Origin of the sequence: Pseudomonas sp. KD5 (assembly GCF_012932895.1) — a bacterium.
GTDB lineage: Bacteria > Pseudomonadota > Gammaproteobacteria > Pseudomonadales > Pseudomonadaceae > Aquipseudomonas.
The window spans coordinates 585,320-602,401 of sequence record NZ_JDWJ01000003.1; the positions used below are offsets into that span (position 1 = coordinate 585,320).

Genomic DNA, 17,082 nt, shown 5'->3' on the forward strand with positions numbered 1-17,082 from the left:
CAGACACCGCTCCCACAGGGTGTCTATGTCGCACACCAAATGTAACGTCTCTCCGTTGGCCACCCGGCCCCCACGGCGTTATCGTCCCCGGCAGCTTTGACTCAATGGATTGAGGTAACAGCGCCATGACTGCATCGATACACATCTGCAAGGCAACGTCTGCCGACGCCGGCATCATCAGCCGGATCGTCGAGCGCTCCATTCGCGTCGGCTGCGCGCTCGACCACCGCAATGATCCACGAACGGTTGCCACCTGGACCCACAACAAAACCATCGAACACGTGCAGCCCTGGCTGAACGACCCGCGTTTGTACCTGAACATCGCTCTGTTGCAAGACAAACCGGTCGGCGTCGCCATGGCGGCGATCAGCGGCAAGGTTGCGTTTTGTTACGTGCAGCCGGAATGGTTTCGACGCGGCGCCGGACAAGCGCTGGTGCATGATCTGGAGACGTGGTTGATCACTCAGGGTTTGCCCCAGGCACGTCTCAACAGCACGCGCACCGGCGAAGCGTTTTATCTCCACCTGGGTTACCGGGTTTGCGCCGAAGCTTTCACGGTGGCGGGGCTCCACGCCATTCCCATGCACAAGGCGCTGCCACCACCGTCATAGAAAGCTGATCGAGGGGCTAAATCCTCGAGCCCTTGATGCGTTTCCAGAACAGGAAAACCTGCAAGTGCGCCCCATGAACGGAATGCGCACCTGCCCGGTGTGCAGTTTTGGTCACTATCAACAGGGGTCGAGAGATGTCAGTCGCTACCAGCCTTATCGAAGATCAGCCGGCCCGGATTGCCCCGACGCCTGCCGAGACGCTTTATCAGTTCAACGAATCGCCGCTGTTGGCCCGTCAGAGCCAACAGGAATCGAACGCCCGCAGCTACCCGCGACGCATACCCCTGGCACTCAAACGCGCCAAAGGCATTTACGTCGAAGACGTCGAAGGCCGCCGTTTCATCGATTGCCTGGCCGGTGCCGGAACCCTGGCCCTGGGGCACAACCATCCGGTGGTGATCGAAGCGATCCAGCAAGTGCTGAGCGATGAACTGCCGCTGCACACCCTCGACCTGACCACGCCGGTCAAGGACCGGTTTGTCCAGGACCTGTTCGGCCTGCTGCCGCCGGCATTGGCCGCTGAAGCGAAGATTCAGTTCTGTGGCCCCACTGGCACCGATGCCGTGGAAGCCGCGCTGAAACTGGTGCGCACCGCCACCGGGCGCAGCACCGTCTTGTCGTTCCAGGGCGGTTACCACGGCATGAGTCAAGGCGCGCTGAGCCTGATGGGCAGTCTGGGACCGAAAAAGCCGTTGGGTGCCTTGCTCGGCAATGGCGTGCAGTTCATGCCGTATCCCTACGATTACCGTTGCCCGTTCGGGCTCGGTGGCGCGCAGGGAGTGCAGGTCAACCTGAATTACCTGGAGAACCTGCTGAACGATCCAGAGGCTGGCGTGCAACTGCCGGCTGCGGTGATCGTCGAAGTGGTGCAGGGCGAGGGCGGGGTGATTCCGGCCGATCTCGACTGGCTGCGCGGTTTGCGGCGCATCACCGAGCAGGCCGGCGTGGCGCTGATCGTCGATGAGATTCAGAGCGGCTTCGCCCGCACCGGCAAGATGTTCGCCTTCGAGCACGCCGGAATCATTCCGGACGTGGTGGTGATGTCCAAGGCCATCGGCGGCAGCCTGCCGCTGGCGGTGGTGGTCTATCGCGACTGGCTCGACACCTGGCTGCCGGGCGCCCATGCCGGAACCTTCCGCGGCAATCAGATGGCCATGGCCGCAGGCTCTGCGGTGATGCGCTACCTGACCGAACACAAGGTTTGCGAGCACGCCGCCACCATGGGCGAGCGCTTGAGCGAACACCTGCACATCCTGCAGCGGGACTTCCCGCAGCTGGGCGACATTCGCGGACGTGGCTTGATGCTGGGTGTCGAATTGGTCGACCCGGCTGGTGCGCCGGATGCTCAAGGCCATCCACCGGTATTCGGTCGTCTGGCGTCGTTGGTGCAGCGCGAATGTCTCAAGCGTGGGTTAATCCTCGAGCTGGGCGGGCGTCATGGCGGTGTCGTGCGTTTTCTGCCGCCGTTGGTGATCACCGCTGCCGAAATCGATCGGGTGGCCGACATTTTCGGCAGGGCCATGGCCGCAGCCGTCGCCAGCCTCTAAATTTTTCAGCGCCTTTAACGTTCCTTCTACATAACGGCTGCGCGCGGTGTGCAGCCCACCCTATAGCGATGGAGAGACAGCATGACGTCAGTATTCGACCGCGAGGACATCCTCTTTCAGGTCGTGGTCAACCACGAAGAGCAATACTCGATCTGGCCCGACTACAAAGCCGTGCCACAAGGCTGGCGCACCGTGGGCAAGAGCGGCCTGAAAAAGGAATGCCTGGCCTACATCGAAGAGGTCTGGACTGACATGCGTCCACTGAGCCTGCGCCAGAAAATGGAAGAGCAGGCGGCCGTGGCTCACTGAGTCGCCGCGCAAAAAGAAACCCGCTGAACCGGTGACGGTCAGCGGGTTTTTCACGTTTGAAATCTCTGTTGTCTGCGCGGCTGCCATCGCGGGTTTAACTGACGTTATGCCCCGCTCAACCCCTTGATCACTTGATCCACATTCCCTTCCAGCTCGGCCACCGGATCTGCCGCATCGACACTCAACACCACCAACCGACTGCCTGCCTGCGAGATCGCCGCTTTCACCGCCTCCGACGGCTGTCGATGATGCAACACCACCGCCACGTCATGGTCCTTGAGCGTCGCACTCAACTGCTTGAGCGCTTCAGGCGTCCACTCGGCATCCGGCCGTGCATCGAGGCCGATCAGCTCCAGGTTGAGGCCGCCGATCAGGTAGCCGAAATGATCGCTCAGGCTCATCACGCTCAGGTTCTCGGCACTGGCCAGCCGCGCTTCGCTGTCGGCACTGAGCTTGAGCAAGCGCTGCTTGAGCGCTGCCAGATTGGCCTCGATGGTCGGTTTGGCCGCCGGCGCCAGGCGCACCAGGTCCGCCGCCATCACGTCTGCCATGCGCCCCATGTTGTTGCTGGAAAGCCACGGCTGGCTGTTCAACCCGTCGACCTTGCTGCCGGGCTGCACGGCGATGCCGGGAAGGGCGCCGTCCACCGGGCGGGCGGCGTCGACTTCGACGATACGAATATTGCTGCGCCGGGATATCGGGTACAGCGGATCATCCGCCCACAGGGAACGCAGACCAATCACGGCATCGGCGTCGGTCGCCAGCTTGGCCAGCGCCGGAGCGCCACGACCGGTGAAATAGGCGGTCTGTCGGCTGCCGGGCAGATTGTCCGGCGCGGCCCGTTCCAGTTTGATTTCGGTGCCTTTGAGCAACACTTCGCCCAGACCATAGGTGATCGGCAAGGACGCCAGCACGTGCAGCGGTTTGGCGCTGTCCGCCGCAGCGCAAGTATTGGCCAGACCGCACAGGGGCAATGTGAAGGTCAATGCCAGGGTCAGTTGACGCAGAGAAAAGCACATTTATCCGAGGTTCCCTTTCAGGCTGGGGAGGATGCCGCGAGCGATCGCGGCCAGGGCGAAGGCGATACCGGCCACCAGAATGATCGCGGCACCGGACGGGATGGGCAGGTCAAAGACAATCGGTGCGAGGATTCCGCACAGGGTGCTCACCGTGGCAATCAGCACCGAACACCAGAAGAAACCCTTCAGCGATTGACTGAGCAAGCGCGCGGCCGCCGCCGGAATCACCAGCAGGGCGCCGACCAGAATCGCGCCGATGACTTTCACCGCTGCCACCGTGATCAGCGTCACCAGGATCACGAACAGGTAGTCCAGGGTTTTCACCGCCACGCCACGTACCGCCGCCAGTTGCGGGTTGAAACTGGCGAGCATGATGCGGTTGTACAGCGGTAGGGCCAGTGCCATCACCAGTGAGCCGACGATCGCCAATACCAGCAGGTCGTTGCCGTTGACCGTCAGTACCGAGCCGAACAGCACGTTTTCCAGAATGTGCACATTGATCTTGCCCGCCAGGATCAACAGCAGGCTTGCGCCCAGTGCCAACGACACCGACAGAAACACGCCGATCAACGTATCCGGCGCCAGACCCGTGCGGTTGCGCAGGTAGTTCAGCAAGATCCCGAACAGCAGGCAGTAACCGAACAGGCTGCCATAAGGCCCGGTGTAAGGTTCACCGAGCAGAATGCCGATGGCCACGCCAGTCAACGCCGCGTGACCCACCGCTTCGGAGAAAAACGCGAAGCGCTTGACCACCACCAGCGTGCCCAAACCGCCCAGCACCGGGCCGATCAGCAATCCAGCGAGCAGGGCGTTGACCACAAATCCATAGGCCAGCGCTTCCGGCAGGTAACCCGACGAGGCCCAACCCTGGACCATCAAACGAAAGGCTTCGTAACTCATCAGGCAGCGCTCCGGGGATGGGTCGAGAACAAGGTCAGCAGTCGCTCCGGGGTCAGCGCCTGTTTCGGCGTGGCGTCGAACAGCACCCGGCGATTGAGCCCGGTGACCCGGTCCGCCAGACGCCCGACCGCTTCCAGATCATGTTCGATCCACAGCACGGTGATGCCGCTCTGGCGCCAATCGCCCAGCAGCCGTTCGAACACTTGGATACCGGCCTCATCGAGCGCCGACATCGGTTCATCGAGCACCAGCAACTGTGGCGCCGGAATCAGCCCTTGGGCCAGCAAAACCCGCTGGCGCTCGCCGCCGGACAGCGCGCCCATGCGCCGTTTGCGTTTGTCCTGCATGCCGACCCGTTCCAGCGCCTCGCCAATGGCCGTTGCGTAATGCTTGCTCAAGCCGAGAAACGCCGGGCGCCGCTGACACATGGCCGCCATGAAGTCGTCGACAGTCATTGGCAAACCGCGATCAAACTCCAGCGCTTGCGGCACGTAGCCGATCGTCCCGGGTTCGCCGGGCCATTGCAGGCTCAAACGGCCCTGATGCGGCATCTGCCCGAGCAGGGTCTTGATCAGCGAACTCTTGCCGCCACCGTTGGGGCCGACCAGGGCATGCACGCTGCCGGGCCGGACCTGAAAGGTCACGTTGTCGAGGATCGTCGTGCGACCGAGGGTCAGGCTGACTTCGGCGAAGTCGAGGGTCGGGCCGGCGCTTTGTACGGTCAGGGTTTCTTGAGCGGTCATGCGCCGGACTCCTGAATCGCCCGAACCACGGTGTTGAGGTTGCCGGTCATTTCCTTTTCGTACTTGTCGGCGGTGTATTCGCCATAGGAAATGTGCGACAGCGGATACAGCTTCACCCCGGACTCACGCTGGATGGTCTCGACGTAGGTGGAAGGGAAATCCATCTCCGAGAAGATCACTTTCACGTCCAGCTCCCGCAGTTGATCGATGGTCTTTTTCAGTTGGCTGGGGCTGGGTTCGATGCCGTGGGCCGGCTCGACCACGGCGGTGACTTCCAGGCCGAACTCGCGAAGCAGATAGTCGTAGGCGGCATGGACCGTGGCCACGCGTAGTTCGGCGTTCGGCGCCTGGGTCAGTTTGGCCAGGGCATCGGCGCGCATCTGCCGCAGGCGCTTACCGTAGGCGCGGGCATTCTGGGTGTAGGTTTTAGCGTTGGCCGGGTCGAGCTTGCCCAACTCGCGGGCAATGTTGTTGACCTGGGCAATCGAAGCGCTGATCGACAAGAACGTGTGCGGGTTCACCACTTTACCGGCACCGCGAGCGGCGACACCGGTGGCGGCCAGCAGCGGCACGTTTTCGTTGGCTTCGATCACTTTGATATTCGGGGTTTCGCTGGCGGCGATCATGCGGTCGGCGAAGTCGTCATGGCCCACGCCGTTGAGTACGATCACGTCGAGCCCGCTGATGCGTTTGATGTCCTCGGCGCGGGGCTCATAGGCGTGCGGGTTGAAACCGGCCGGAATCAACGGCACCACTTCGGCCTTGTCGCCGACGATATTGGCCACGTAGCTGTAATAAGGGTGCAGGGTGATGCCGATGCGCAGGCGCTTGGCTTCGTCGGCACTGGCCAGAGGCGTCAGCAAACAGGCAAGCAGGCCGACCAGTAGCAGGCGCAAAAAACGACGTTGAGATGAACTAGGCATGGGAAAGCGGTCTTCTCTCGGGTGAGGGCGAGGGTTCAGTGCCGATGCTGGCGGGTGACCCCTGCATCGAATTGCGCGACGATCTGCTGCCAGCCGGCGCTTTCGAGTGCGGCGTCAGTCAGATCAGCCGGGGTAGTGAGGGCTTTGCCGCGATTGAGCCAGACGTCTGGCGCATCGTCGTCAGCGGTCAAACGCATCAGAAACGAGCCGGCCACGGTGGGTGTCTGGCTCTGGCCGAAATACGCCTTGGCGTCCAGCAATTGCCAGGCATGACCGCCTCGACTGACAGAACTGGCGTCTTGGGCAAACGGCGCGAAACCTTCCTCGGCGAGGGTGGCGGGCGTGGGCAGTGCTTGTTGTTCCTCGCGCAACAGGTGGATTTCATCCAGCGTGACCCGCAGGTCTGCGTAAATACCTTGCTCGGATGCGCTCAGGTCGCGGCGGGCATCCAGTTGATGGCTGCCGACGCTGCTCACTTCCCGGGACTCGCCGCGCCAGGCGACCACCGAACCGGCCACCGCCAGAATCATCAGGCACAACAGCAACACATAGAGGGTTTCATGGCCGGCTCCGGCCGGGCGCACCAATTGGGTGGTTGGCGTGATCATGCTCATGTTCAGGGCGCCTCGATGTCGGCTTGGTCGATCTCGACCACGTGGCCGGGACCGGCGTCGAACAGCACGTAGAATTCGGCGCCGGGTTTCTTGAAGGTCAGGGTCGAATCGGCACCGAGCTTGCCTGGCACCAGAATGGTTTCGTCGTAGCCGATCACATCCAGGGTCACGCCCGGCGCGCCGCTGCCGTCGGAGAAACCACCGGTGCAACGGATCTGTTCGGCGTCGATGGCCTTGCATTCGCACATCGGGTTGTGGGCCAGGACGCTGGCGCTGAAGGCGGCGCAGAGCACCAGTAAAACGGGGCGAAAAGCGCTGGTCATGGTTTGCCTCCTTGTCTGTTCAGCCATGCGACGGTGGCCGGGGACGCCTGGCTCAGGGGGATGGAGGCTTGATGCATGGCGCCGTCCCAGCCTTCCATGGTGATCCACAGCTCAGCATCGCTTTTGGTCTTTTCGGGTACCGGCAGCGCGGCGCCCATGTGGTAGGGCGTGCCGAAGAAAATCACCCCGGCTACGCGCAGGCTGCGCGGTTTGCCAATGCGCAGGTAAGTCGCCTTGACCTGATCGCGACAGCTGTCGCAGAGCGCAGCATTGAAGGACTTCAAGTAGCCGGCCGGGCCATCGGATACCGGGGCTGCGTTGCGCAATTCAGCCAGTCGCAGGCTCCAGGGGCCGACCTGAACTTCACCGACTTCACGCTCACCCAGGCCGGTGTCTCCGCGAAACAGCGCTGCGTCGGCGAAGTATTTGGGCATGAACCCCAGCGGCACCAGCAACAGCAGCACGTTGATGTGGAAGCGCCATGTGTGCCAGAAGCGGCTTAGCGGCGAGCGTGGTTTTTCTGCTGCGACCTGGCTCATCGGCTGCCCTCCGTGGCTTCGCGGCTCATGGCCGGGGCGGGCTGACCGATCACCGCAGCCCGTGGACGCTTGTTGCTGCGCTTGAGCGCATTGGCCGTGGCCAGGGCGGTGCGTTTGGTCCAGATCAACAGGCCGCTGAGGACCATCATGCTCAGGATCAGGCCGAAGAAGAACCAGATCAGCTTGATCCAGATACCGCCGAAATCGCCGGTGTGCAGCGGACGCATGGATTCGGTCACCAGCTCCAGACCCGAACGATCCGACAGCAGGCGCGTGGTGGAAATGTCACCGGTGTAAGGGTTGACCTCGGCGCTCTGGTAGATCAACGGGTACCAACTGCGCCCGCTCACCAAAAGATGGCTATAGGCATTGGCGGGCAGGCTGACGGAACTGTCTTCCAGACCGGGAATGCGTTCCTTGGCCTCGCGGATCGCGCTTTCCAGGCTGATCATCGGCGCTGGTGCGCCATCGGCGGTGAGCGGCACGCTCTCACGCGGGACGACGGGGGCGACCGGCGCGGTGGAAATCGAAATATGGTTATCGGACAGGATCGCTTCAATCATGAACCAGGTGCTGGTGACGGAAATCACCGCAATGAACCAGATCGACCAGATGCCGCTGAGCCGGTGAAAGTCGCCCCAGAAAATCCGCGCGCCATGACGAATGCGCAGGGTCGGTCGCAAGAAGCCTTTCCAGAACCGTTTGTAGACCACAAGCCCCGTCACCAGTGAAGCCAGCATCGGCAAGCCGAGGAACGACACCAGATACCAGCCCCAGCTGTAGCCGTTGGTGAATGGCACCAGCCACCAGCCATGCAGCGCGCGAGTGAAGGCCTGGAAGTTGAAGGGTGGAGCGGTGCCCTGAATCGCTCCGCTGTAGGGATTCACATAGACCGTCACCGAGCGTCCGTCCGGGTAGCTGACCTTCACGTCCAGGGCGAAATGCGACTCGTCGGGACGGTTGATACTTTCGACCAGCGTTTGGGGCTCGGCCGTTTTGATGGCGGCGATGATCTGGTCATGGCTGAGCAGCGGCGCGTCGTCCGAAGGCGGGCTGGCGCGCATTTGCGGGTTGGCCAGCCAGACGATTTCCTGACTGACCACCGCCAATGTGCCGGTCACACAGACGATCAATACAAAGAACCAGATGGGCAGGGCCAGCCAGCTATGGACCAGAAACCAGAGTTTTGAGCGGGATTTCTTCGACATGATTAAAGGTCTTGTTTCGATGAGAGGACCTCTGCTGCGGGCTTCCCAGCGTTGAGGTCCATGAAAGGCCCGGTCGTGGCTTTTGCCTACGCGACCGGCTGCATCTAAATAAGACGTATGAGTATCGGAAATCCCGAAAGGGGATATGAAAGTAAATGTTTCGTGTTTCTGCGCTGTGTGGGAACGGCCAATATTGATGTTGAATGTGATCAGGCCCCATCGCGAGCCTGCTCGCGATGGGGCCTGATCACGTACCGAAGCTATCAACCCTGCTTGAACATCTCCTTCGCCCGCTGTTCGATCTGTTCCTGCGTCAGATCTTCCTTGCGCGTGGCCAGAAACCACACATGCCCATAGGGATCCTTCAAGGTCCCCGTGCGGTCGCCATAAAACTGATCCTTGACCTCGGACACCACCGTGGCACCGGCATCGATGGCCTGTTTATAGGACTTGTCCACATCGTTCACATACAAATGCAGGCCCACGGACGGCGATTTGTCCGGGTTGCTCAAGGGCCCCTGGTCACAGGGTGTGCCCAGCATGATCGGGCTATCGCCGATACGCAGTTCGGCGTGCCCGATGCCGCCGTCGGGCATGGCCAGGCGCATGACTTCGGTGGCGCCAAAGGCTTTCTTGTAGAAGTCGATGGCTTCGGCAGCTTTCTGAATGCCCAGATAAGGGGTGATGCTGTGATAACCCTCTGGAATAGGTTTGACGCTCATGACGGTTCTCCCTTTATTGTTGTGGAATTAAGGTGTTCCTTCGCCGTTTTCCGGTCGGATAACTATAGGTCAACCCCTTCGCCACAACCGAGTGCCCGACGAGTAGCCGCAGTCACGACAACGCGCTGCACTGTAATTTTGGTGCATCAGCGGTAAGAACCTGGATCGACAGTTTCTCTGTGGCGCGACGCTTGTTTACTGCCTGTTCACCAATTCCCAATACCCACTATCGAGAGCATTGATTTCTGCCCGTCGGGGCGCGTCGGTAGCCTGTGTTCATTGCCCCGAACCCAGCTATCCGGACGCTCGAAATGAAAACTCTACTCGCCACTTTCCTGTTGCTCGCCGTTTCCGTCCTCGCCGGATGCGCCAGTCATGTTTCACCGGAACTACGCCCCTACACCGCTGAAGAAACCCGGGAACTGGCGCTGGAAGCCTTGAATCGTCGCGGCTTGTCCTTCGAGGAGTACCACGCGAAGAAAGCCGAATTGCTTGGCCAGCCAACCAAATCGATCAGTTTTGACAAGCAAGGCGAGATGAACGCCGAGCGCACAGTACAGCTGCACGGTCGCCAAAGCTGAGCGACAACTGTACTGCTCGAACTTTCACGCAACTGTCCATGGGTTTCCCTCAAGGCGTGCGATAGGGTCAACACCTGACTGACTCTGATGGACTGCCCCCCCCATGCTCTCGCTCGACCTGCTGCTGGGCTTTGCCCTGTTCGCCCTTGTCACCTCGATCACCCCCGGCCCGAACAACACCATGTTGCTGGCCTCGGGCGTGAATTTCGGCTTTAGCCGCACCATCCCTCACATGCTGGGCATTACCTGCGGCTTCTTCGTGTTGGTGGTGGCCGTCGGTTTCGGCCTGGGCACGGTGTTTCAAACCTATCCACTGCTTTACACCGTGCTGCGTTATGTCGGCGCGGCGTATTTGCTGTACCTGGCCTGGAAGATTGCGCATTCCGGGCCGGTCGCCGAGGGTGAGCAGGGCGAGGGCAAGCCGATCAGTTATTTGGGCGCGGCGGCGTTTCAATGGGTCAACCCCAAGGCCTGGATCATGGCCATCGGTGCCATCAGCACCTACACGCCGATGCAGGGCTATTTCACCAATGTGATTGTGATTGCCGCGGTCTTCGCTCTGATCAACCTGCCGAGCGTCGGTGTGTGGGCTGGTTGTGGCACGCTGTTGCGCAATGTGCTGCGCGATCGCCGCTGGCTGCGCCTGTTCAACTGGGGCATGGCCTTGTTGCTGGTGGCTTCCATGTATCCGTTGTTGCTTGAAAGTTTTAGCTGACGCATTGCTTCAACCGGTTGCCCGATGCCTGTTAAGCTCGACTTCAGGAGCGTTCCTACGCACTTTTAAATGAAGTTGTTCTTCTTTAACGGCCTCCGATCAGGTATTGCTATCGTTCTGCAAATTCGGCACCGCTCATAAGGCGGCGCTTTGATATTTCCAGTGACGAGCTTCCTGATCCCGGAACACGCTCTGCGAGTCTTCTATGAATAAACGTCCGTTGTATTTCGACTACGCCGCCACCACGCCGGTGGATGAGCGGGTCATCAAGGTGATGGTTGAGTGTCTGGGTTTCACGGGTAACTTCGGCAATCCAGCGTCCAGCTCCCACGCCTTCGGTCAACAGGCCCGGCAATCGGTCGAGCACGCACGGCGCCAGGTCGCCGAACTGGTGGGCGCCCAGGCCGAGCAGATCGTCTGGACCTCCGGCGCCACCGAATCCAACAACCTGGCACTCAAGGGCGTTACCCAGGCCCGCGGTGTGTCCGGCGGCCATATCATCACCAGCCAGATTGAACACAAGGCAATTCTCGACACCGCCAAACAATTGCAGGATGCCGGCGTTGCCGTGACGTATCTGGTGCCCGATGCCGAAGGCCTGATAACTGCGCAAGCAGTCAGCGAGGCGATGCGCGAAGACACCTTTCTGGTGTCGCTGATGCTGGTCAATAACGAACTGGGCACCGTCAACGACATCCCGGCCATCGGCCAGGTGGTGCGTGATCGTGATGCGTTGTTCCACGTTGACGCGGCTCAGGGCGTGGGCAAAGTGGCGATCGACCTGGCCCAATGGCCGGTGGATTTGATGTCATTCTCGGCGCACAAGGTCTATGGCCCCAAAGGCATCGGCGCGCTGTACGTCGGGCCTCGCGCGCAACAGCGCCTGCAAGCGCAGATCCACGGCGGCGGTCATGAGGGCGGGTTGCGTTCCGGTACTCTGGCGACGCACCAGATCGCAGCCATGGGCGCCGCTTTCGCGCTGGCGGCCGCTTTGTTCGATGAAGAAAAAGCCACCATCGTGCGCCTGCGTGAACGCTTGCTCGATCAGCTGCTGAGCATTCCCGGTATTCGCGTCAATGGCAGTCCGACCCAGCGCATTCCCCATACCTTGAGTCTGACTTTCAACGAAGGCGAGTTCAATTCCGCGGCGTTGAGCACCTCGATCGCGTTTTCCGCGACGTCGGCCTGCAACTCCGCCAGTAATGCGCCATCTCATGTGCTGCTGGCGCTGGGGCATGACGCGCGCTCGGCCAGTCGCACCATTCGCCTGAGCCTGGGGCGTTTCACCACCGAGCAAGATATCGACCAGGCTGCGCACCTGATCAAAACGGCCACCGCCAGTGCTCCGGCATTCTGGGCGACAGGTCCTTAAGCGCCGACTCTGATCGGCACCAAACAATAATGATGAAGTGGTAAGCAGGAGACACGATGAGTACGCAGCCTTCGATCAATGGATTGGTACCCCGGCGCCTGGCGCAAACCCGCGAGCTGATGAGCCGGGAGGGCATTCATGCTCTGTTGGTGCCGTCGGCCGACCCGCACCTGTCGGAATACCTGCCGGGCTATTGGCAGGGGCGGCAGTGGCTGTCGGGTTTCCATGGCTCGGTCGGCACGCTGATCGTCACGCCGGATTTCGCCGGCGTCTGGGCCGACAGCCGCTATTGGGAACAAGCGAGCAAGGAACTCAAGGGCAGCGGTATCGAGCTGGTCAAGCTGCAACCGGGTCAACCCGGCCCGCTTGATTGGCTGGCCGAGCAAACGCCTGAAGGCGGTGTCGTTGCAGTCGATGGCGCGGTGATGGCCATGGCGTCGGCGCGTACCCTGAGCAGCAAACTCCAAGAACGCGGCGCACGTCTGCGCACTGACATCGATTTGCTGAGCGAAGTCTGGAGTGATCGCCCGAGCTTGCCGAACGAGCCGATTTATCAACACTTACCGCCTCAGGCGACCGTCAGCCGTGGCGAAAAACTCGCCCAGCTGCGTGACGTGTTGAAAGAACGCGGTGCCGACTGGCATTTCATTGCCACCCTCGATGACATCGCCTGGCTGTTCAACTTGCGCGGCGGCGATGTGTCGTTCAACCCGGTGTTTGTGTCCTTCGCGCTCATTAGCCAGCAACAGGCCACCTTGTTCGTCGCCCTGAGTAAAGTCAGCGCCGAGCTGCGTGCCATCCTTGAACAGGACGGCGTGACCCTGCGCGATTACAGTGAAGTGGCCGCCGCCTTGCGCGCCATACCAAGCGGCGCGAGCCTGCAAGTCGATCCGGCGCGGGTCACGGCGGGTCTGCTGGATAACTTGAACAGTGATGTGAAACTGGTCGAAGGCCTGAACCCGACCACCCTGGCCAAGTCACAAAAAAGCCTGGCCGATGCCGAGCACATCCGTCGGGCCATGGAGCAGGATGGCGCGGCGCTGTGCGAATTCTTCGCCTGGCTGGAGGCGGCATGGGGGCGTGAGCGCATCACCGAGCTGACCATCGACGAACACCTGACCGCGGCCCGCACCCGGCGCCCGGATTATGTGTCGCTGAGCTTCAACACCATTGCTGCGTTTAACGCCAACGGTGCGATGCCGCATTACCACGCCACCGAAGAAGAGCACGCGGTCATCGAGGGTGACGGCCTGTTGCTGATCGACTCCGGCGGCCAATACCTCGGCGGCACTACCGACATTACGCGGATGGTGCCGGTGGGGACGCCGACTGACGAGCAGAAGCGCGATTGCACCCGCGTACTCAAAGGAGTGATTGCACTCTCCCGCGCGCAGTTCCCGCGGGGCATTCTGTCGCCGTTGCTGGACGCCATTGCCCGCGCACCGATCTGGGCCGAAAGTGTCGACTACGGTCATGGCACCGGTCACGGCGTCGGCTACTTCCTCAACGTTCACGAAGGCCCGCAAGTCATCGCCTATCAGGCGGCAGCCGCACCGCAAACTGCGATGCAACCAGGGATGATCACTTCCATCGAACCGGGCACCTACCGTCCGGGCCGCTGGGGCGTGCGGATCGAGAACCTGGTGTTGAACCGCGAGGCGGGCAAGAGCGAGTTCGGTGAATTCCTGAAGTTCGAAACCCTGACCCTGTGCCCGATCGACACCCGCTGCCTGGAACCGTCGTTGCTGACCGAAGACGAAAAGCAGTGGTTCAACGGCTACCATGCCGAAGTGCGCGAGCGCCTGAGCCCGTTGCTCGATGGCGCGGCCCTTGAGTGGTTGAACACCCGGACCGCGGCTATTTGATCGGCTTGAGTTCAGGCGCTGGAAACAGTGCCTGGCTCATGCCTGGCTATTGTGCCCGCAGGGCTTCAAGGACGAAGTCCAGCCGATCCTGGCCAAAGAACAGCTGATTCCCGACAAACATGCTCGGTGCGCCGAATACACCGCGTTGTACTGCTTCCTCGGTGTTCTGCTTGAGGGCGGCTTTGACGTTCTCATCGGCGGTCAGTGCCAGCACTTCATTCGGATCGAAACCGTTTTGCGTCAGCACGGCGGCAACGGTCGCGGGATCATCGAGGCTGCGCCCTTCCACCCACAGGGCGTGAAACAGGCAATCGATAAACGCCTGAAAGCGTTCGGGATGACGTAATTGCATACCCGTGACCGCGCGCATCAACATCAGGGTACTGATGGGGAAGTGCGGGTTGAACTTCAGCGGCACACCGTAACGCTTGGCATAGCGGTCCAGATCCTGAAACATGTAGCGACCCTTGGCCGGGATGGTCACCGGGGAGGCGTTGCCGGTGGCTTTGAAAACTCCGCCCAGCAGCATCGGTTTGTAGATCAGCTGACTATCGGTCTGCGCGCAGATTTTCGGCAGTTGGGTGTAGGCCAGGTAGGTGGCGGGGCTGCCGAGGTCGAAAAAGAACTCCACGGTTTTGCTCATGGTCGATGTGCTCTTCTTTTTGTCGTAGGGGAGGGCTTACCAGCGTTCGTTCCAGGGGCGCAGATCCAGCTCGAACGTCCAGGCATCCCGTGGCTGGCTGTGTAAGTACCAATAGTTTTCGGCGATGTGCTCGGGATTGAGGATGCCGTCCTGATCCTTGGTCGCGTATTTTTCCGGAAATCTGTCGCGGATAAAGTCGGTGTCGATGGCACCATCGACCACCACATGGGCGACGTGGATGTTCATCGGCCCCAGTTCGCGGGCCATGCTTTGGGCCAGGGCGCGAATCCCGTGCTTGGCGCCAGCGAAGGCTGCAAACCCTGCGGCACCGCGCAAGCCGGCGGTGGCCCCGGTGAACAGGATCGTGCCCCGTTGGCGGGTGACCATGCGCTTGGCCACTTCGCGAGCGTTGAGAAACCCTGAGAAACAGGCCATTTCCCAGATCTTGAAATACTTGCGAGCGGTTTCTTCGAGAATACTGCACGGCACATTGGCGCCGATATTGAAGACGAACGCTTCGATGGGGCCGATCTCGGTTTCGATCTGCTCGATGAGCGCAATCACATCCTCTTCTTTGCGCGCATCGCAGGCAAAGCCATGAGCCTCGCCGCCGCTGATCGTGATGGCATCTACCAGTGGCTGAAGTTTGTCTGCGCTGCGACGTGTGACGCAGGCGACGTAGCCTTCCCGGGCAAAACGCTTGGCGATTGCGCCGCCGGTGGCATCGCCTGCGCCGACGACCAATACGATTTTCTTGTTATTGATAGCGGTGGTCATGGATGTCGCCCTTTGCTGAACGGTCAGTGACTGACGAACGTTAGCAGCATCCCGGGCGAGGCGCCTATCGGGCTACGCAAGCCCAACAGGGTTGGAGGGTTACTTGCAGATGACGATCATACTGCGGCTGGTATAGCCGGCCGGGTTGAGGCCAAACGGATAATCCCCGGGTTCTTCGACCGCATCCCCTGACTTGGCAATCACCTTGTAACCCTTGGGTGCGCACGAGTTGGCAGCGCTGGTGTAGCACTGGTCCCAGGAGGACGACAGCCCGGAACAGTTGATATGCAGCCCTTTCTTGCCGTGTTTGATCTGGGTTTTCGAGGTCGCCGCGCAGCCCGCAACTGCAAGCACGGCGATCAGTATCAAAATTCGTTTCATTGCTGTCCTTATTGAGGCTCCGGATCTTTGTGCCCGGGTCTGCCTGCATTCGCTTTTGCTTGAAGCGTTCTGATATCCCTATCTGAAAAAGTCCATGTCTGACACTGAGTTACGTGACCTAAACATGGCCTAATTGAGCGGTAAATACCAGACCTTCGTCAAATCTCGTATCAATCCGCCGCAACTGCGGGCTTGGCGGTGCTCCCCATGGTCATGGTTGCGCCGACGGACGCCAGAATGATGCACAGGATTGCCATCCACTGTGACAGGGAAAGGTATTCATGGAGGAACAACAGGCCGGACAGTGCACCGAACGCGGGCTCGATACTCATCAATGTGCCGAAGGTCCGGGCCGGCAGCCGTGTGAGGGCGACCATCTCCAGGGTGTAGGGCAGGGCAGTGGACAGAATCGCGACCCCTATGGCCACGGGAATCAGTGAGGGTGTCAGCAGTGCAGCACCAGCATGGACGATACCGATGGGGGCTACGAACAGTGCAGCAATCATCACGCCCAATGCGGCGGTCTGCACGCCATTGTCGGCACCAGCCTTCTGGCCGAACAGAATGTACAACGCCCAGCAGACACCGGCGCCAAGGGCATAACCTGCGCCAACCAGATCAATACCTGCACTCGTGGCGCCAGTCGGAATCAACAGCAGTAAGCCCACGGCTGCCAGAGCGATCCACAGAAAGTCGATCGCCCGACGTGAGGCATAAATAGCGACCGCTAATGGGCCAGTGAACTCCAGGGCTACCGCGATTCCCAGAGGGACAGTGTTCAAGGACATATAGAAGAGGAAGTTCATGCCGCCCAGCGCCATCCCATAGACAATTACCGTGCGCAGGGACTTTGCGGTGAGCTTCGCTCGCCATGGGCGTAATAGCAGCAGCATGATCACGCTGGCGAAGATCAGCCGCAGGGTGGTGGTCCCTTGAGCGCCGATAACCGGGAACATGCTTTTGGCCAGGGAGGCTCCGGACTGGATCGATGCCATAGCTATCAAGAGCAGGCCTACCGAGAACAGGATAGAGGCAAGGCTGCGGGGGTGGTCATTCATTGTGTGGCATCGTCCGAGGTGAGAAACGAGAGTAGTGCGTAATGTGTTGGGCAATATACTGCGCATTCGTTGCGGTTGCGTCTATATATAAGCAGGGATTTTGAACATCCTGATAGAAAAGCGTAATCAGGGGTTGACGGCAGATTCTGGACGTCTATAATTCGCCCCACTTCCGGCGCAGTCGAAACGGAAAACTCCTTGGTAAACAACGAGTTACGCAGTTTTCGGCAGC

20 protein-coding genes are annotated in these 17,082 nt (G+C 60.7%); 7 read left to right on the forward strand and 13 right to left on the reverse strand.

Annotation, left to right across the window (positions count from 1 at the left end):
- Nucleotides 1-125: 125 nt before the first annotated feature.
- The 3 genes from AF70_RS09675 to AF70_RS09685 all read left to right on the forward strand — a co-directional run bounded on the left by AF70_RS09675 (nucleotide 126) and on the right by AF70_RS09685 (nucleotide 2,467).
- On the forward strand, nucleotides 126-611 hold the full coding sequence (locus AF70_RS09675) for a GNAT family N-acetyltransferase (RefSeq protein WP_019582487.1): 486 nt from the start codon (nucleotides 126-128) through the stop codon (nucleotides 609-611).
- Between the two features lie 134 nt (nucleotides 612-745).
- Nucleotides 746-2,158 (forward strand): aspartate aminotransferase family protein, encoded by a 1,413-nt coding sequence (locus AF70_RS09680; protein ID WP_028939035.1) that lies wholly within the window; start codon nucleotides 746-748, stop codon nucleotides 2,156-2,158.
- A gap of 81 nt (nucleotides 2,159-2,239) precedes the next feature.
- Nucleotides 2,240-2,467 carry an MbtH family protein gene (locus tag AF70_RS09685; protein WP_007934245.1) on the forward strand — a complete coding sequence of 76 codons (228 nt, stop codon included), beginning with the start codon at nucleotides 2,240-2,242 and terminating at the stop codon, nucleotides 2,465-2,467.
- Between the two features lie 104 nt (nucleotides 2,468-2,571).
- Here the strand turns inward: AF70_RS09685 and AF70_RS09690 are convergent, their stop codons facing one another.
- The 9 genes from AF70_RS09690 to AF70_RS09730 all read right to left on the reverse strand — a co-directional run bounded on the left by AF70_RS09690 (nucleotide 2,572) and on the right by AF70_RS09730 (nucleotide 9,458).
- Nucleotides 2,572-3,486 (reverse strand): metal ABC transporter solute-binding protein, Zn/Mn family, encoded by a 915-nt coding sequence (locus AF70_RS09690; protein WP_028939036.1) that lies wholly within the window; start codon nucleotides 3,484-3,486, stop codon nucleotides 2,572-2,574.
- Entirely contained in the window at nucleotides 3,487-4,386 is a 900-nt protein-coding gene (locus AF70_RS09695; protein ID WP_018929969.1) for a metal ABC transporter permease, read from the reverse strand.
- Entirely contained in the window at nucleotides 4,386-5,129 is a 744-nt protein-coding gene (locus AF70_RS09700; protein WP_019650594.1) for a metal ABC transporter ATP-binding protein, read from the reverse strand. Before AF70_RS09700 ends, AF70_RS09695 begins: the two co-directional genes overlap by 1 nt.
- Nucleotides 5,126-6,052: a metal ABC transporter substrate-binding protein gene (locus AF70_RS09705; protein ID WP_019582483.1), complete on the reverse strand. Its 927-nt coding sequence runs from the start codon at nucleotides 6,050-6,052 to the stop codon at nucleotides 5,126-5,128. Before AF70_RS09705 ends, AF70_RS09700 begins: the two co-directional genes overlap by 4 nt.
- A gap of 35 nt (nucleotides 6,053-6,087) precedes the next feature.
- Nucleotides 6,088-6,660 (reverse strand): DUF6162 family protein, encoded by a 573-nt coding sequence (locus tag AF70_RS09710; RefSeq protein WP_028939037.1) that lies wholly within the window; start codon nucleotides 6,658-6,660, stop codon nucleotides 6,088-6,090.
- A gap of 8 nt (nucleotides 6,661-6,668) precedes the next feature.
- The gene (locus tag AF70_RS09715; RefSeq protein ID WP_019582481.1) at nucleotides 6,669-6,989 is read right to left on the reverse strand and encodes a hypothetical protein; all 321 of its coding nucleotides are present in this window, start codon (nucleotides 6,987-6,989) and stop codon (nucleotides 6,669-6,671) included.
- A complete protein-coding gene (locus tag AF70_RS09720) occupies nucleotides 6,986-7,528 on the reverse strand; it encodes a hypothetical protein (RefSeq protein WP_019582480.1) in 543 nt (180 codons plus the stop codon). The genes AF70_RS09715 and AF70_RS09720 overlap by 4 nt, the downstream gene beginning before the upstream one ends.
- Entirely contained in the window at nucleotides 7,525-8,736 is a 1,212-nt protein-coding gene (locus AF70_RS09725; protein ID WP_028939038.1) for a PepSY domain-containing protein, read from the reverse strand. The genes AF70_RS09720 and AF70_RS09725 overlap by 4 nt, the downstream gene beginning before the upstream one ends.
- A 263-nt stretch (nucleotides 8,737-8,999) precedes the next feature.
- Nucleotides 9,000-9,458: a VOC family protein gene (locus AF70_RS09730; RefSeq protein ID WP_019582478.1), complete on the reverse strand. Its 459-nt coding sequence runs from the start codon at nucleotides 9,456-9,458 to the stop codon at nucleotides 9,000-9,002.
- Between the two features lie 311 nt (nucleotides 9,459-9,769).
- Between AF70_RS09730 and AF70_RS09735 the strand changes: the two genes are divergently transcribed.
- From AF70_RS09735 to AF70_RS09750, 4 genes are all read left to right on the forward strand, one after another.
- Nucleotides 9,770-10,039 (forward strand): hypothetical protein, encoded by a 270-nt coding sequence (locus tag AF70_RS09735; protein ID WP_028939039.1) that lies wholly within the window; start codon nucleotides 9,770-9,772, stop codon nucleotides 10,037-10,039.
- 103 nt (nucleotides 10,040-10,142) lie between these two features.
- A complete protein-coding gene (locus AF70_RS09740) occupies nucleotides 10,143-10,754 on the forward strand; it encodes a LysE family translocator (protein WP_019582476.1) in 612 nt (203 codons plus the stop codon).
- Nucleotides 10,755-10,959: 205 nt separating this feature from the next.
- The gene (locus AF70_RS09745; RefSeq protein WP_028939040.1) at nucleotides 10,960-12,126 is read left to right on the forward strand and encodes a cysteine desulfurase family protein; all 1,167 of its coding nucleotides are present in this window, start codon (nucleotides 10,960-10,962) and stop codon (nucleotides 12,124-12,126) included.
- Between the two features lie 56 nt (nucleotides 12,127-12,182).
- Nucleotides 12,183-13,991, forward strand: coding sequence for an aminopeptidase P family protein (locus AF70_RS09750; protein ID WP_028939041.1), 1,809 nt, complete (start codon nucleotides 12,183-12,185; stop codon nucleotides 13,989-13,991).
- Nucleotides 13,992-14,037: 46 nt separating this feature from the next.
- Here AF70_RS09750 and AF70_RS09755 read toward each other — a convergent pair whose 3' ends face one another.
- From AF70_RS09755 to rhtA, 4 genes are all read right to left on the reverse strand, one after another.
- Nucleotides 14,038-14,634: a 2-hydroxychromene-2-carboxylate isomerase gene (locus AF70_RS09755; protein WP_028939042.1), complete on the reverse strand. Its 597-nt coding sequence runs from the start codon at nucleotides 14,632-14,634 to the stop codon at nucleotides 14,038-14,040.
- Nucleotides 14,635-14,670: 36 nt separating this feature from the next.
- Entirely contained in the window at nucleotides 14,671-15,411 is a 741-nt protein-coding gene (locus AF70_RS09760; protein ID WP_019582472.1) for an SDR family oxidoreductase, read from the reverse strand.
- Nucleotides 15,412-15,510: 99 nt separating this feature from the next.
- Nucleotides 15,511-15,792 (reverse strand): hypothetical protein, encoded by a 282-nt coding sequence (locus AF70_RS09765; RefSeq protein WP_018929955.1) that lies wholly within the window; start codon nucleotides 15,790-15,792, stop codon nucleotides 15,511-15,513.
- 170 nt (nucleotides 15,793-15,962) lie between these two features.
- Complete coding sequence (rhtA, locus tag AF70_RS09770; protein WP_028939043.1) at nucleotides 15,963-16,850, reverse strand: threonine/homoserine exporter RhtA; 888 nt, start codon at nucleotides 16,848-16,850, stop codon at nucleotides 15,963-15,965.
- Nucleotides 16,851-17,082: the final 232 nt, after the last annotated feature.